This is a genomic window from Planktomarina temperata RCA23, from assembly GCF_000738435.1.
Classification (GTDB): domain Bacteria; phylum Pseudomonadota; class Alphaproteobacteria; order Rhodobacterales; family Rhodobacteraceae; genus Planktomarina; species Planktomarina temperata.
In genome coordinates, this window is sequence record NZ_CP003984.1 from 2603485 (window position 1) to 2618626 (window position 15142).

The following is a 15142-nucleotide window of genomic DNA, read 5'->3' on the forward strand; positions in this document are numbered from 1 at the left end:
GACATCACTCGAGCCTTTCGCCACTTTCCTTATCAAATATATGCACTTTATCTGGCTGAATTTCGAGAAATACTTCGTCGCCAGGTACCAGCGCATGGCGCTCTCGGAAAACGGCTGTAATTTCTTGATCTTGAAACTGGAAAATTCCATGAATTTCAGAGCCCGTCGGCTCAACTACTCGTACCTTTGCTCGCAGTCCAACATCTGACAGTTTGAGGTGTTCAGGCCGGATACCTAAACTGATCCTTTTTCCAACAGCGAGCTCCTTGGACGCTGGAATATCTAATGTTGAACCGGCTAGCATAATCGTTGCGAACCCGCCTTTTAATGCAGTTACCTCACCGTTAAGGAGGTTCATGGAGGGAGAGCCGATAAAGCTGGCGACAAACCTATTTTTGGGACGGTCATAGAGATCCAACGGACTGCCGACTTGTTCCACATGACCGCCATTCAGAACTACGATTTTGTCAGCCATGGTCATAGCTTCAATCTGATCGTGTGTAACATAAATGGTTGTCGTTTGCAGGCGTTGATGCAGCTCTCGGATTTCTGCACGCATTTGCACACGCAGCTTAGCATCAAGGTTGGATAAGGGTTCGTCAAAAAGGAAAACCTTTGGATTTCGTACAATAGCCCTACCCATCGCCACCCTTTGCCGCTGTCCCCCAGAAAGCGCGCGAGGATAGCGTGCAAGATAAGGTGTTAGGCCAAGTATTTCAGCTGCATCCGCAACCTGGCGTTTCACCTCGGCCTTGTTCATCTTTCGCAATTTCAAAGAAAAGCCCATGTTGGCTTCGACCGTTTTGTGCGGGTAGAGCGCGTAAGACTGAAACACCATCGCTATGTCACGTTGGCTTGGCGAAAGGTTGTTTACTCTTTGATTTCCTATATTTACATCGCCTGATGTGATTTCTTCTAGCCCAGCAATCATTCGCAAAAGGGTGGATTTACCGCATCCTGACGGGCCCACAAGCACCACAAACTCTCCATCGGCAATATCCACGTCGATACCATGAATAACAGCTGTCTCACCGTACCTTTTGAATAATCTTCTTACCGAAACATCTGCCATTGCCACCCCAAAATTTTGCTATCGCTTTATGATCTGCCTATCTTAAGGTATGACTTATGTCCAGTTCTGACATGACTAGCATGTTAGTTACTTGACAGATGCCAATTTTAGAACGAACCTATTTTAGTATAGCAAAATCACGCGACTGCCATTGATGCACCTGGCGTTTCGTCACCGACCATACGAAACGCCTTTAACAATGGCCGATTCTAAGAAGGGCGACGTTTTACTGAAAGGGAGAAACTAAAATGAAAGTCGAACACTATAACGCCATTATACACAAGCAAATGAGCCGGCGGAAAATGCTACAAGGCGCTGCAAGCGTTGGCGCAATTGCTGCGATGGGAGGCCTGTTCCCCAAACAAGTTGCCGCCGGTGGTCACTCTGCAGTGCGCGCCGAAATTTTGAAAATTCCGGGTGTTGGCGCCGGTTCACCGACTGACGCAGACTGGCAAAAAGTAGGTGACCTTTGCCTTGGGCCAACGAAAGAACGTGTGGCTGAAGGTGAATTTGAGGGGGTTGAGCTGACCTTTATGGGATTAAATAATCAAAACCTTCACAACTTCCTTTTCCGCGGGTTCTTAAAGCCTTGGGAGGCTTACACGGGCGCTAAGATCAATTGGGTAGATCTCGCACAAGCAGACTACAATCCACGCCTGCAACAAGCGATTGCCACAGGCACAGTTGACTTCGATTTGATCGAAATGGGTGCCCCTTTTGAAGGTGACACAGCTGGAAAAGGCCTACTCGATGAAATGCCAGCCTGGGTCGAGGAGCAGATCGAGGCTGACGATCTTGTGAGCTACTTGCAGGCACCAGTTGGAACCTGGAATGGTAAGAAATACCGTGTCACCATCGACGGCGATTGTCACACATTCTGCTATAGGACCGACTATTTTGGCGACGGCGCAATTGGTGGCGCATCTGTGCCCAAGACGTGGCAAGAGGTAAACGCTGCTTCCAAAGAGTTGATCGGCAAAGAAGACCCACTCACAGGGCTGCCTGCCCATGGTTATCTTGATCCGCTCAAAGGCTGGGGTGGTTTCGGCTTCTACTTCCTAGAAAACCGCGCGGCGGCTTATGCCAAACACCCATCAGATCCGGCATGGTTGTTTGACCCAGACACTATGAAGCCGCGGGTCAACAACCCGGCTTGGGTGCAAGCGATTCAAGACGTTCTTGATCTCATCGAAGCGGGTGCTTATCCTGCTGACCAAATCAACGCTGATCCAGGCACAACGGGCTTCCAGCAGTTTCTTGCTGGTACTGGTTCTATGTTGATGTGGTGGGGCGACATCGGTTCAAACGCACGCACCTCAGACACATCTGTGGTCGGCGATGTCGTTGGCTTTGGGATCAACCCCGGTTCTGATCGCGTTTACAACAGCCAAAGCGGCGCTTGGGAAAACACCTACAATGAAGCACCTAACATGGCCTACCTCGGCTGGGGTGTTTACGTCACCAAAAACGTTCAAGGAGACGAGAAAAAACAAAAAGCGGCGTGGAGCGCAGCAGCGCATTTGGGCGGGAAAGACATTTCACTTTGGATGTCAGCCTATCCATCCGGTTTCCAACCTTACCGGAACTCGCACTTCCAGTACGATGAATGGGAGGCAGCAGGGTACGATCGTGCCTATATCGAAGATTACCTCGGCTCAAATGCAGACAGCTACAACCACGAGAATGCTGCTATCGAACCGCGTATCCCGGGTATTTTTCAGTACTACTCAGTTGCCGAAGATGAATTGGCGAAGGGTTATGCTGGTCAATACGGATCTGCTCAGGAAATCGGCGATGCCATCGCCGCCGCTTGGGAAAAGATCACAGATCAGATTGGCCGGGACAGTCAGATCGCGCTTTACAAAGCTTCACTTGGGCTTTGACCAAAACGTTCAGACCGCTGGGACATCCGGCGGTCTGACACTTTCTTCCTAACCTGAGGTCACATCCCCATGAATACCGCAGGCGATCTGCTTCACGTCGTAACCGCAGACAATATCTCTTACCAGCGAAGACGTTTTGGCAAGCTGATAGTTTGGGGATCTGCTGCGCTAATGTTCTTTGTCGCAGGCTTACAAACTGCCGATCAAAACGGCTGGATCGACCTTGAGTTCGAGACATGGCGGCCAACCCTTTATGCCTATATTTTTTGGGGAATTTGCCTTTGCACAGGTCAGGTAATTGCGCGAGGCGAACATGGGAAACGTACCCTTTTTGTATTGCCTGCCGCGCTTTTTGTTGTGTCTATGGTGGTTTTTCCACTGCTATTTGGGTTGATTATAGCGTTTTCAGATTGGAACCTCGCGTCGCCTGATGGCAGGCAATTCAACGGCTGGAATAATATTCGACAAATGTGGGCTGACCCATTCTATTGGAACGCAATGCGCAACATGGTCTGGTATTCGCTCGCCATCATCGTAGAATATGCCTTCGCCTTTGTTCTTGCGCTGTTACTGAATGCCCAGATTAAAGGACGTAAATTCTTTCGAGTGGCGTTTTTGTTACCGCTGATGCTCTCGCCAGTTGCTGTTTCATGGATGATTGGCAAGTCTATGTTGGAAAATCGATTTGGCCCAATCGCACGTATGCTACGCGAAATGGGCGTGGACAATCCATCTTTCTTTTCTTCACCCGAAATTGCTCGTCTCATGATCATGCTTATGGATGCGTGGACATACATTCCATTTATGATGATCATGATCCTTGCTGGGCTCCAGGCCATTCCTAAAGAGTTGCATGAAGCCGCCGAGGTGGATGGCGCCAGCGCTTGGACACGGTTCTGGGAAGTGACATTCCCGTTGATGCTGCCAGTCTCGATCACTGCAATCCTGATCCGCATTATTTTCAAATTAAAGCTTGCGGATATTATTATCAATGTCACCTCCGGCGGACCGGGCGGCGCCACCGATAGCGTCACATCCTTCATTTTCCGCGAATACCGAGACCGGTCAAATGTCGGATACGGAACAATGCTCGCAATGTTTTATTTGGTGGTTATAGTTATTGCGATGACTATCCTGATCAAGGGGGCGGACCGCTGGATGCGACCGAGATACTAAGATGTCAGATCAGATTTTCCACGATAGCAATGCAGATCGCGCCTTTAAGGCCAAGCGCTTTACGGGGCGGGCAGTAATCTATGGAATCCTAATCCTGTGGGCATTCATTGCTCTGTTCCCAATCTACTGGACCATCACGACCAGCTTCAAGATGGCCCCCGACGTGATGAAAGGAAATATCGTTCCCTACTGGGACTATAACCCGAGATGGTTGGGTTGGCGGTCGCTTGGGCTTTCGCCTGATACCATCGGCAATGAGAGCACCGTTCGGGCCGAGTTCCTGAAACGGTTTTGGAATTCTGTGGTTATTGCTGTATCGGCTTCGGTGATCGCCGTTGGTTTGGGCAGTTGCGCCGCTTATGGGCTATCGCGTTTCAATTATAAATTTGGGTTCATGCGAAATTCAGACATCTCTTTTTTCTTTCTCAGCCAATTAATACTGCCCCCGGTGGTTTTGGCCTTGCCCTTTCTCGTTCTCTACAAAGCTCTTGCCATGTTGGACACGCGGATTGGTTTGATTCTTCTATATACTTTAACAGTCTTGCCCATTGTCATCTGGATCATGCGCGATCAATTCAGTTCAATACCTTCTGAGTTGGAAGAAGCCGCTCTCGTCGATGGTTTGTCGATTTGGGGCGCATTCTTGACGATCATCTTGCCAATTGCGCTTCCTGGCATGGTCGCAGCTTTTATTCTATCTTTGGTTCTGACCTGGAACGAATACTTCTTTGCAGCTCTGTTGACGTCAAGCGATGCCAAAACATTGCCAGTGATGGTGGCCAGCCAAACCGGCAGCCAGGGCATAAGTTGGTGGTCTATGGCTGCGCTAAGTTTCGCCGCGATATTACCGTTGATCGTCATTGGCATTGCATTAGAACGCTTTATCATCAAAGGAATGGCCGCAGGTGCTGTAAAGTAAGCCTAAATCCCACAGAGATGTACCTTGATCCCCAGCGCCCGCGCGAGTGCTGCTCGGCAAAGAGCCGCATCAAGTGCGGATTTAGCATTGTTTGCATAGACTACATTCACATGATTGGCCTTATGGCGGGCCATAAATTTGTCCCTATCAATCCCGTCCAATTGCGCGTGCATGATTGGCCATTGCGGTGTCGTGGCATCAAGGCGGCGCTGCGTCTCACGCTTTGAAAGGGCTAACGCCTGACCGGTGCCAATGTCCATGTGCAGAGCGTCACCTTCTATGAAGATCCGCGACCAGACGATGGAGCCTGGCTTGGCAACGCCTGCAAGTGTGGATCCGCCCAACCGAAAATACATCGGTGGTTGGCGGTACCCTACTGAGCCTGCGAAACCATCGACATGATGCGCTGGCGGGGTCGCGCCAGAAATCTCGAAGACCCAAACAAAACCGGCATCGCCATCGCGGTCTTCGTCCCCCCACCTCACGTCATGCAGAGTTGTCTCTACCGGTAAGCCCAGGGCTGCCTGGACACGGTTGGTCAAAAGCGCATCCAGTCCTGAACATTCATCCACTTCATTGAAGTGAATGATTGGTTGGCCCGGTTTGATTTCCCGCCCCTCTTTATCAAGAATCGGTGGGCGATCTGAATTATTTAAGAGCCCTTCGACAAGGTCTGAAGCGGGTAGCAAATCTTTGAGGCCCTGTTGGTATTGGATACCGATAGCATCACAACAAAACTTATCCGCCATCCGCACAGCGGCTACATACATGCGCCCTTGCCATACCACCTGATTGCGAGTGAGTTCGGTAGCTTCATCCTCGCCAAATTCAAATTGCATACCACGCGCCTCCAACCACTCCAGCACATCTCTGCCCTCGTATTCAGATACTTGAGTCGTCTCGTAGTAAAGAGCCGATTGCGACAGGCGTTCTTTGAATACGCCCGTGGGATGAAGAAGATGATCTGGGATAATCGCATTGAACATCCCCATACAACCTTCATCGAATACGCCCAAGATCAACTTGTCGCGTCGGATTTTTTCGGCAAGAACCTGCGCGACATTTACTAGATAGTTAGGGACTTCGAAATCGTCCCTTACATGGTTCACCTGATGTTGCAGCGCGTCAGTTTGGAGCCATGTGCGCAGCCCGTCCAGAAAAAAGTCATCTGTAAAATCTTCACTCCAAAGCGTCGCGTATGGCACGCCTGCTTTGGTCAATGATCCATTGAGGTTCAACATTCCAACCAGTCCAGGCCATTGACCTGACCAGTTTGCCACAGTCAGGATCGGGCCATTGTGATGGATTAGCCCTGGGAGTACATGGTGCGAATATTGCCAGGCCGATTGCGCGACAATGATCGCGGCATCAGGTGACAGGTCACGGAAAACATCCATGCCTTCACGCTGTGATGCAATAAAGCCGTGACCCCGGTCAGGATTGAACGCATGGGCGCGGATACTTTCAGCCCCAGCGTTGCTTAATGCCATCCTCAGGGCGTCTTCCATAGCAGCCTGTGCCGGCCAACAAGTTTGATTTGCACTTTCTCGCAAATCGCCACTAGCCAGAAGATAAACTTGTTTCATTTTCTAGTCTTTCAATTTGAATTTCTCCAAACGTGAAATTCTTACTCCATGTTTGTATGCCGAGCCCGGATACTTCCCGGCGTTTGGTCTAAGTCCACAATAAGCTTCAGTATCATAGCCTCGAACAAGACAAATAGCGCCCCTTCGTAAAGCGACCCCATAGGCAACGTTGATGCATCTTTTTTCTTATCGTTAGCCATGGTTTGCGCAGTCACAAGGATTGTGTGATCGACAATTTTTGCAGTCTGTGACTGCGCTTGGGCGGTAAGAAACAAAACCGAGGCTCCGCCTGCCTTTGCCTGACCGATCAAGGCGGAGACAGTGGCCAGCGCCCCCGGGCCCGCCGAGACAATGAACAAGTCGCCTTGCATCATCGGGGGGGCCGCCATATCACCCTGCATAGACACTAGCTTGCCCAAATGATGGAGCCGCATGGCAAACCCCTGAATTTGTAGGCCCTCCCGCCCACAACCGTAAAGCATGATGCGTCCTGCGTCGGCGATCATCTGACAAGCAGTTTCGACTTGCAAAGGGTCGATCCCCTCGGCAACTGTGCGAAGCTCTGCTAGTACTGTCTGCATATCGTTTTGTAACTTTAAGATGAAAGCTCCTTTGCAATATCCTTTGTTTGTTCATAGAGCCTGCGGAACAACGCATAGTTTTTCTCGTAGGCAGGGTCTTCTGCTGCGGTAATCTGTGTGGCAATCGGATTCCAGTGTCCGATGTCCGCAAGTTCTGCCTCGCCCAAGGCCACCCGAGCTAAAAACGCATCGCCATAACTTGCACCAACAGTTTTTTCGCAGACAAACTGATCAACCTGCGACGTATCAGATATTGCCTGCATCCAAAGTAGATTTTTTGTGCCCCCGCCCACAGCAAGAATACGGTCCAGCCCAACTCCAGCTTCGCGATAAGTTTCCACTACATGGGCGGTCCCAAACGCAATGCCCTCGATCAAAGCCCGGTACATAGTTCCCCTTGTGTGTGTAAGGTTTAATCCAAAGAACGCGCCCTTGGCTTGTGGATCATGGATAGGTGTGCGCTCGCCAGAGAAGTAAGGCAGGAACAGCAACCCTTCAGAACCTTGCGGAACTTTGTCTGCCTCTGACGCGAGCGTAGTAAAGGCCGTGTCAAGTGGCAAATCGCGAGCGAACTGGTCGCGAAACCAGTGTGTCAGCGTTCCAGAGGTTGCCGACCCCGCCATCGAAGCATGTTGCCCAGGAAAGAGCCAAGGCGCATACCAAAGCCGACCATCACGAACCCGATCCTGCGTAAGGGTAATGATAAAGATAGTTGAACCATACATCATCATCATATCGCCGGGTGATTCCACACCAACACTCAGGGCCTCTGCAGCGGCGTCAATGGTGCCTGCTGTTACGGGCGTGCCTATAGCCAACCCAGTCGCCTCTGCGGCTTCTTTGGTGACGTACCCCGCGATTTCCGACGACCACAAAAGACGTGGTAGCATTTCTGGCGTTGCGATCTCAGGCCCTAGATCAAAGCACCAATCCTGCGTACCTACGTCGTATATAGGTGAAAAATTTGCCGCCGTGTAATGGTCGATTACGTATTCACCGGTCAAGCGCTGTACCAGAAAGCTGGTGGAAGTGAGGATTTTAGCTGTCTTGGCATAAAGGTCCGGCCGTTTTTCCTTTAGCCATAGGATTTTTGGTCCAACGGACTGAGAGGTCAGCGCATTGCCGCAACGCTCCAGGATGAGATCTTCCCCGATGCGTGCTGTCAGAGCCTCAACCTGAGCAATCGCGCGGGTGTCGACGCCGTAAAGTACCCCGTTCATCAATGGGGCGTCGTTTGCGTCCACGGGCAACATGCAAGGGCCAATGGCTGAGCAAGCAATTGCCTTGATCTGTTCCGATGCGCAGCCAGCATTGGCAATCAGTTCTTTCGTGACTTTAACAAAATCGCCCCACCAATCTTCTAGAGGCCTGTGTTCAGCCCAGCCAGGCTGCGGAACAATCATCTCATGCCGGTGGCGCGCTGTTGCAATTACAACGCCTGCGGCATCAACCAAAACGCCTTTAGTCTCAAACGTACCGATGTCGATTCCAAGAGTGTAGCTCATACCCAACGCTTTAATAAAAAGTCTGGACCGATGCGCGCAAGCCCTGCAACAAGCAAAGCGGCCAGGTCTTCCAGATCACTTAACTGGCAGACCTCCAGCGAAGAATGACTATAACGCATTGGAAATCCCAAATCGATGGCGGCAACACCTTTTCCGACATGCTGAACATAACTAAGGTCTGTCAAAACGCCAACCTGTGCAGATTTTTGCAATCCTACGCCTGCGTCCTTTGCCGCGTGTTCAAACAGTGATACCAACGCAGGATGTGGCAGTACGCCATTCAAGGTTCCGCGTCCGTGAAAACTGTACATACTCATGCCTGGACCACAGCCGAGATACATCTCTCCCAAGTCAACCGCATCCGGTGTATCGCTTGCTAACATCAGGTCTATTTGGATGGCTATATCAGGTTTTAAAGCCTGCGCGGCGCTCAAAGCACCGCGAAGATTGAACTCTTCTTGCGTGGAAAAGACGATATGAACGGTCGGTCCACCGTCCCGCCTTGTAAGACAGTTTGCTACGTCAAGAAGGACGGCACATCCGGCGCGATCATCCACAGAAGTGCCTGCTATCCGCCCCTCAGCGAGCTCGACAACATTGGGCACATAAGTAACGGGTGTTCCAATTGAAATACCCGCTTTCTCAACCGCTGCCTTGGTGCTGTGGCCTGTGTCTATGTAGAGGTCAGCAGCACGCACAACTTTGTATTTCTCATCCATTTGCGTTGCATGATGGCTTTTGTTGGCGATTACACCAGGAATATCGCGCCCGTCGGCTGTACTGAGAACAACTGACTGGGACGCAAGCGCGCGTTCCGGCACTCCTCCCATCCGGTGTATGCGGATCAATCCATCATCTTCAATCTTGCGGACAATAAAACCAAGCTGATCCATGTGCGTAAACAACATCACAGACGGATTGCTGCCGGGGAATGTTGCTATCAGATTGCCTAGTGTGTCTGTTTCACAGGTGATTGGCATTCTTTTGGATATCGCGGCGGCAACCCGGTGCTCGTGGCCAGAGAGGCCTGGAATCTGCATCAATGCCTTTAAATTATCCGCAATCATCGGGCAGCCTTTGCGCGGTCCATAAAGTCTCGAGCGCGGTCCGGATCGACCGCGTTCCAGGTATCGCCATCAACTTTAAGTGACGACCCAACGATACATCCATTCGCCACTCGCATAACCTCGGCCACGGTGTCGTGTTTGACACCGGTATTTGCCAAAACTGGTATATCTGGCAGCACCACCTTAACGGCTTCGAGATCTTCCATCCTTGCAGCCTCACCGGTGATTTGGCCCGAGACAAGAACAGCATCAGGAACGGAGGAAAAAACAGCTGAGCGAGCTCTATCTGGTAAGGGACGCCGATCAAGACTATCAGCAAACTCTGCGCTTACATTGTAAAGCATGAAAAGATCATCGCGTCCCAACTGCTTGCGATATCTCATTGCACTGCCTGCATCCGGTGCCCAATATCCCATGTCACTTGCGTAGGTCCCCGTAAATATCTCCCGGCAAAAGGCAGCACCGGTTGCTGCGGCCAGCGCAATAGTGCTGCGTGGATCCCAAAGGACATTTACGCCAAATGGCACGGTAATCTGATCGCGAAGTTGCCCAATCACATAGGCCATTGTGGCAGTACTGGCGGTGTCGACAGAAAATTCATAAGGGCGGTCATTTTCATTACCAAACATGATAGCATCCACTCCAGCTGACTGAAGTGCAGCGAGGTCAGCTCTTGCGGCTTCGACCAACCCTACCAGACCAAGTTCTTTGTCGTGCAACGGTGTCCCTGGAAGTGCGCCTAGATGCACCATCGCAATCACTGGTTTTTGTGTTCCAAATACGGTCTCAAAACGCTGCATGTATGCCCCCTAAAATTTCTGCCATAATGCAAAATTTTGTAGGTGCAGTCCAGTATTATTCATACTAGCATGTCAGTTGGAGGAACACGCAAATGACATTGCAAACTAAACACTGGGACCGATTAGGAAATGGAGGCCTGAAATTCACAAAGCTCGGCATGGGCATGGCTCCGCTAGGCAATTTGTATCGCGCCATCAGCGATGAAGAGGCGCATGCAGTTCTGACCCGTGCCTGGGATGCCGGCGTGCGTTATTACGACACTGCACCACTATACGGACTCGGTCTGTCAGAAACGCGGCTAAATCCTTTGCTGCACGGCAAGGACCGGGACAGCTACGTCCTTTCAACCAAAGTCGGACGTTTGCTGAAGGCCACTACCCAGGACAAACGCGATGGACTTGATAAGTGGTTTGATGTCCCTGCAAGGAACGAAGTTTATGATTATACCTACGATGGGGTGATGCGGTCGGTTGAGTTCAGTCTTGAACGGATAGGCGTTGACCGAATTGATATTCTCTTTGCCCATGACATAGATCTGGCAAACCATGGTTCTCAGGAGGTGCTTAACACAAAGTTGGCCGAACTGATGGATGGTGGCTATCATGCGCTAATGTCCCTTCGGGATCAGGGCGTGATCAAGGCCTTCGGCGCAGGTGTAAACGAATGGCAACCATGCCAATGGTTGGCGGAGCGTGGGGATTTCGACCTGTTCCTGCTCGCCGGGCGCTATACTCTTTTGGAGCAAGAAGCGTTGCAGAGTTTCCTACCGTTGTGTCAAAAACGCGGGATCGGCGTCGTCATAGGTGGGCCATATAATTCTGGTGTTTTGGCTACGGGTCCAAAACCCGGTGCCTATTATAATTACGAGCGCGCGCCAAACGAAATCCTACAACGTGTCGGTGAGATTGAGAGTATCTGTACGCGCCATGGTGTGCGTCTGGTCGATGCCGCCTTTCAGTTTCCGTTGCACCATCCCTCGATTGTATCTGTGATTCCTGGCGGGCAAGGACTAGCAGAAATGAATAGCAACATTGCCGCAGAAAGCGCAAATATTCCTACTGTGTTGTGGGCTGATCTGAAAGCAGCCGGTTTGCTTCGTAGTGACACGCCATGAACGTGAAAATTGACAGCCATCAACACTTTTGGAATCCAAAACGTGGGGACTACGATTGGATGCCAATGGACAATGAAATCCTCGCTAGGGTGTACGGCCCACGAGATTTAGAGCCTCACCTGTTGGCGGCTGGGATTGATCAAACTGTTCTTGTTCAGGCCGCGGCGACGGTGGAAGAAACTGAGTATATGTTGGGCATTGCAGATGCATCGCCTCGAATCGCCGGGGTTGTCGGCTGGATCGATTTCGAAAATCAACAGCATGCATATCATTTGCGCAGGTTGGCCAAACACCCAAAATTTTTGGGCGTCCGCCCGATGATCCAGGACATACCGGATACGGACTGGATGCTACGAGACGACATTCAATGGGCTTATGAATTGATCATCGAGTGCGATTTAACATTCGATGCTTTGGGTTTCCCTCAACATCTTGAGAACTTTTTGACGCTTTTCACGCGATATTCCGACATGCGGTTCGTCATTGACCATTGTATGAAACCCCAGATCCGCAACCATTCCGTGGACGGCTTTACCCATTGGGCCGATGGAATGAGCCGTCTAGCCGACCAGACCACCGCGTACTGCAAATATTCCGGACTAGTCACGGAGTCCGATGGTTGGTCACTTGAGAAAATGCAACCCTACGTTGAGCACCTACTGAAGGTCTTTGGGTCTGAGCGATTAATGTGGGGGTCCGACTGGCCAGTCTGTCGCCTTGAGGCCAGCTACGACGCTTGGCATTCGGCTGCGCGCGCGTTAACAGCGGATCTGCCCAAGGCCGCGCAAGATAGGGTTTTTGGTGGTACAGCCAAGAAGTTCTATCGACTTTGACTGACGTGGTTGGAAGCAGCCTTTTGTCCTGCGGACACCGCTTCAGATAAGGATAGCCCGCGTAATCTGCTAGCAGCGTAGGTGCCAACAAAAACATCTCCGGCTCCATGCGTTGATATCACGTCGACCGAATACGCTTTTTGCACTTCACAAGGCTTCCCTGATGCAGAAAAAGCCGCGCCATCGCCCCCCATCGTGAGGATGATTTCCGCGTCTGGCGCCAGTTCAGCAAGTTTTGCCAGCGTGGCCGCGGGACTTAACCCATTGTGCTCGTGGCCTATGAGGTCCGCAGCTTCAAGCCGGTTCACTATAAGCGTATCGACCAAAGCAAAATCAGCGGTTGGAATCTCTTTGGCCGGCGCGGCGTTCCAAAGTACCTGAGCGCCCTTTGCACGGGCCGCATTGGCAAAGGCAGCGAAAGCACCTCGAGCCATTTCATTCTGCAACAACACCATCGAGCAATTCGATGGAATTTTAAATTCAGACATATCAAACGCATGATTTTCAGCCGATACAATCACCGCGCCGTAGTCTCCGCCTTCGGTAGCAATCGCAACACTCATACCTGATGACCCTAGCCCCCGCTGAAGCTGGCTGACATCGACACCTGCCGTTTCCAATTTCTTGAGCATGGACTCACCAGCTGCGTCGGCGCCAATGCGCCCAGCAAAATTCACGGGCGCGCCTGCCTTGGCTGCCGCAATGGCCTGATTGCCGCCTTTGCCGCCAAATTGATAGGCAACCTCTTGCCCACGAAGAGTTTCATCCAATTCAGGCAGTCGAGGAGCCCTCACTACGACATCCCAGTGCAATGCGCCTACAACCAAAAGACTCATGAGCCATACAGCGCTTTTGCGACTATGCGATGCGATTGGGCAGCGTCTTGTTTATCGATTGCATCCGCAAGCATTGCATCATCAGCAAGCACCTCTGCAATATCCATCAAACGGTCAGTCAATGCTACGTTGGTACGCGCCTCTTCTATTGGATTTAAGCCACCCATATCAGGGAAGGTGTCAAAGTAGATCACGTCGGTCTGGTTCATCCGTAACATGGCTACCAAAAGCTCAACTGTTTGGATTGCGTGAACCGATCCAACCATCAGTCCATCGTCGCGTTTGCCATAGCCGTCATTCAAATGTAGCCCGATCATTCGTGAATGTCGACCGATCAGCGCGGCCGAATGAGCAGGCATTTCATCAGCGTAGAGTACATGGGCGAAATCAAGAGTGACCCCAAGATTGGGTGCACTGACTTCCTTACAGGCCAGCAATGTCGTACCTATATCGGGCATGAGTGCGTAGGCACGCGGTTCATTTGGTTTGTACTCTATCGCAATATCTATGGCGAGATTATGGGCGCATAAATCTGAAATAGTTTCAATTGTTCGATCCCATGCGGCGGCGTAATCCATCTGAAAGGCATAGTCGAAACCGTCTTGTCCCATCCAAAGTGTGACCGTCTTGCCACCCATCGCGGCACAAACATCGATGCCTTGTTTGGTAATATCGAGAGCCGCTTTGCGAACGGCCAGATCGGGGTGCGTAAAAGCACCTAGCTTGAATCCCGGGTCAGTATAGTACCGCATCGCAACGCCGTTCAGCGTAAGCTCAGCATCGCTCAAAAAATTTGCCATCTGGGTAGCGTCATGCGCGGCGAAATGATCAGGAAAGTTCAGGTCCGCCGCACCTAAACCCCCAACTTGGCCAGCAGCCACGATCCAGTCTTTCACATCTGATCCAGGTGAAAGCTGCTTGAATGCATTTAGGCGAGCCGCGTAGCGAGGGCGATTGGCGCGAGTCATTTCTTGTCAAACAATTCTGGACGATCAAGCTCAATAGCTTCTAAGTGAAAAAGCAATTGGCCCAAATGCTTCTTTGTCGCCTGTCGCGCCGCTGCTGGGTCACGCGCTTGCAGCGCTGAAACGATGGCTTTATGCTCGGCAAGCGTTTCAGCCACCCGATCTTGGTTTGGCAGAATTAATTGCCGCGCTCTATTGACTTGAAGCCAACTTGTTTGGGCCATCACAGCCAGGCGCCGGTAATTGGTAAAGCCTAAGATCAAATTGTGCATTTCGCTGTCTAATTGGTAGAAACCTTGGACGTCTAGGTCATCCACAAAGGCTTGTTGAACCCGAAGATTTCTTTGGAGCAGTTTGACTTGATCATCATTAATAGTTTTTGCAACACGCTCTACGGCGGCGATTTCCAACGCTTCGCGTAAGAATGCTCCTTCTCGAATTTCAGCCATCGAAAATCGAGCAACAAAGGTGCCTGCCTGCGGAATAACATCAACCAGACCTTCAGCAGCTAACCGCGTCACCGCTTCAGATACCGGACTACGAGAAATATCTAATTGTTCGCAGATATCCTGTTTGCGCATGATTTGCCCAGGCTCATAAGCCAGTGATAAAATCGCGTCCTTCAGGCTATGATAGACGCGGCTCGACAAGGTGCCGTTGTAGCAAGATAAAGGCGACAAAGGGACTGAAATCTCAAGTGTTGACATGCTAGAATGTTAGCTCGATTTTTTGGCTATGACAAGTGGCTAACAACATCAAAAGAAGAGCCATGAGCCTGCAGCTCGGCGACATTATTTCATCAGG

14 protein-coding genes are annotated in these 15142 nt (G+C 51.0%); 5 read left to right on the top strand and 9 right to left on the bottom strand.

What is annotated here, in order from left to right:
* Positions 1-4: 4 nt before the first annotated feature.
* The gene (locus tag RCA23_RS12575; RefSeq protein WP_044050605.1) at positions 5-1072 is read right to left on the bottom strand and encodes an ABC transporter ATP-binding protein; all 1068 of its coding nucleotides are present in this window, start codon (positions 1070-1072) and stop codon (positions 5-7) included.
* 248 nt (positions 1073-1320) lie between these two features.
* Here RCA23_RS12575 and RCA23_RS12580 point away from each other — a divergent pair, with 248 nt between their 5' ends.
* From RCA23_RS12580 to RCA23_RS12590, 3 genes are all read left to right on the top strand, one after another.
* Positions 1321-2955, top strand: a complete 1635-nt coding sequence (locus RCA23_RS12580) for an extracellular solute-binding protein (protein ID WP_044050606.1) — start codon at positions 1321-1323, stop codon at positions 2953-2955.
* A gap of 69 nt (positions 2956-3024) precedes the next feature.
* Entirely contained in the window at positions 3025-4131 is a 1107-nt protein-coding gene (locus tag RCA23_RS12585; RefSeq protein WP_044050607.1) for a carbohydrate ABC transporter permease, read from the top strand.
* 1 nt (position 4132) lies between these two features.
* Positions 4133-5050, top strand: coding sequence for a carbohydrate ABC transporter permease (locus RCA23_RS12590; RefSeq protein ID WP_052377177.1), 918 nt, complete (start codon positions 4133-4135; stop codon positions 5048-5050).
* A 2-nt stretch (positions 5051-5052) separates the two neighbouring features.
* Here RCA23_RS12590 and RCA23_RS12595 read toward each other — a convergent pair whose 3' ends face one another.
* The 5 genes from RCA23_RS12595 to RCA23_RS12615 form a co-directional block, all read right to left on the bottom strand.
* A complete protein-coding gene (locus tag RCA23_RS12595; protein WP_236631359.1) occupies positions 5053-6540 on the bottom strand; it encodes a fucose isomerase in 1488 nt (495 codons plus the stop codon).
* Between the two features lie 137 nt (positions 6541-6677).
* Positions 6678-7217, bottom strand: coding sequence for an SIS domain-containing protein (locus RCA23_RS12600; RefSeq protein WP_044050609.1), 540 nt, complete (start codon positions 7215-7217; stop codon positions 6678-6680).
* Positions 7218-7231: 14 nt separating this feature from the next.
* A complete protein-coding gene (locus RCA23_RS12605; RefSeq protein ID WP_044050610.1) occupies positions 7232-8722 on the bottom strand; it encodes an FGGY-family carbohydrate kinase in 1491 nt (496 codons plus the stop codon).
* Positions 8719-9789, bottom strand: a complete 1071-nt coding sequence (locus RCA23_RS12610; RefSeq protein ID WP_044050611.1) for a M42 family metallopeptidase — start codon at positions 9787-9789, stop codon at positions 8719-8721. The genes RCA23_RS12605 and RCA23_RS12610 overlap by 4 nt, the downstream gene beginning before the upstream one ends.
* Entirely contained in the window at positions 9786-10589 is an 804-nt protein-coding gene (locus RCA23_RS12615) for a BtpA/SgcQ family protein (protein WP_044050612.1), read from the bottom strand. Before RCA23_RS12615 ends, RCA23_RS12610 begins: the two co-directional genes overlap by 4 nt.
* 92 nt (positions 10590-10681) lie before the next feature.
* Here RCA23_RS12615 and RCA23_RS12620 point away from each other — a divergent pair, with 92 nt between their 5' ends.
* Together RCA23_RS12620 and RCA23_RS12625 are read left to right on the top strand one after the other, a co-directional pair.
* Positions 10682-11704, top strand: a complete 1023-nt coding sequence (locus RCA23_RS12620) for an aldo/keto reductase (RefSeq protein WP_169701413.1) — start codon at positions 10682-10684, stop codon at positions 11702-11704.
* Positions 11701-12537, top strand: coding sequence for an amidohydrolase family protein (locus RCA23_RS12625; RefSeq protein ID WP_044050613.1), 837 nt, complete (start codon positions 11701-11703; stop codon positions 12535-12537). Before RCA23_RS12620 ends, RCA23_RS12625 begins: the two co-directional genes overlap by 4 nt.
* Here the strand turns inward: RCA23_RS12625 and RCA23_RS12630 are convergent.
* Genes RCA23_RS12630 through RCA23_RS12640 form a run of 3 tightly spaced genes read right to left on the bottom strand, consistent with a single transcriptional unit; the run spans position 12525 to position 15045 of the window.
* Positions 12525-13331: a PfkB family carbohydrate kinase gene (locus RCA23_RS12630; protein WP_169701414.1), complete on the bottom strand. Its 807-nt coding sequence runs from the start codon at positions 13329-13331 to the stop codon at positions 12525-12527. The genes RCA23_RS12625 and RCA23_RS12630 overlap by 13 nt on opposite strands.
* A gap of 38 nt (positions 13332-13369) precedes the next feature.
* Positions 13370-14341, bottom strand: coding sequence for a TIM barrel protein (locus RCA23_RS12635; RefSeq protein WP_044050615.1), 972 nt, complete (start codon positions 14339-14341; stop codon positions 13370-13372).
* Positions 14338-15045 (bottom strand): GntR family transcriptional regulator, encoded by a 708-nt coding sequence (locus RCA23_RS12640; RefSeq protein WP_044050616.1) that lies wholly within the window; start codon positions 15043-15045, stop codon positions 14338-14340. The genes RCA23_RS12635 and RCA23_RS12640 overlap by 4 nt, the downstream gene beginning before the upstream one ends.
* Positions 15046-15142: the final 97 nt, after the last annotated feature.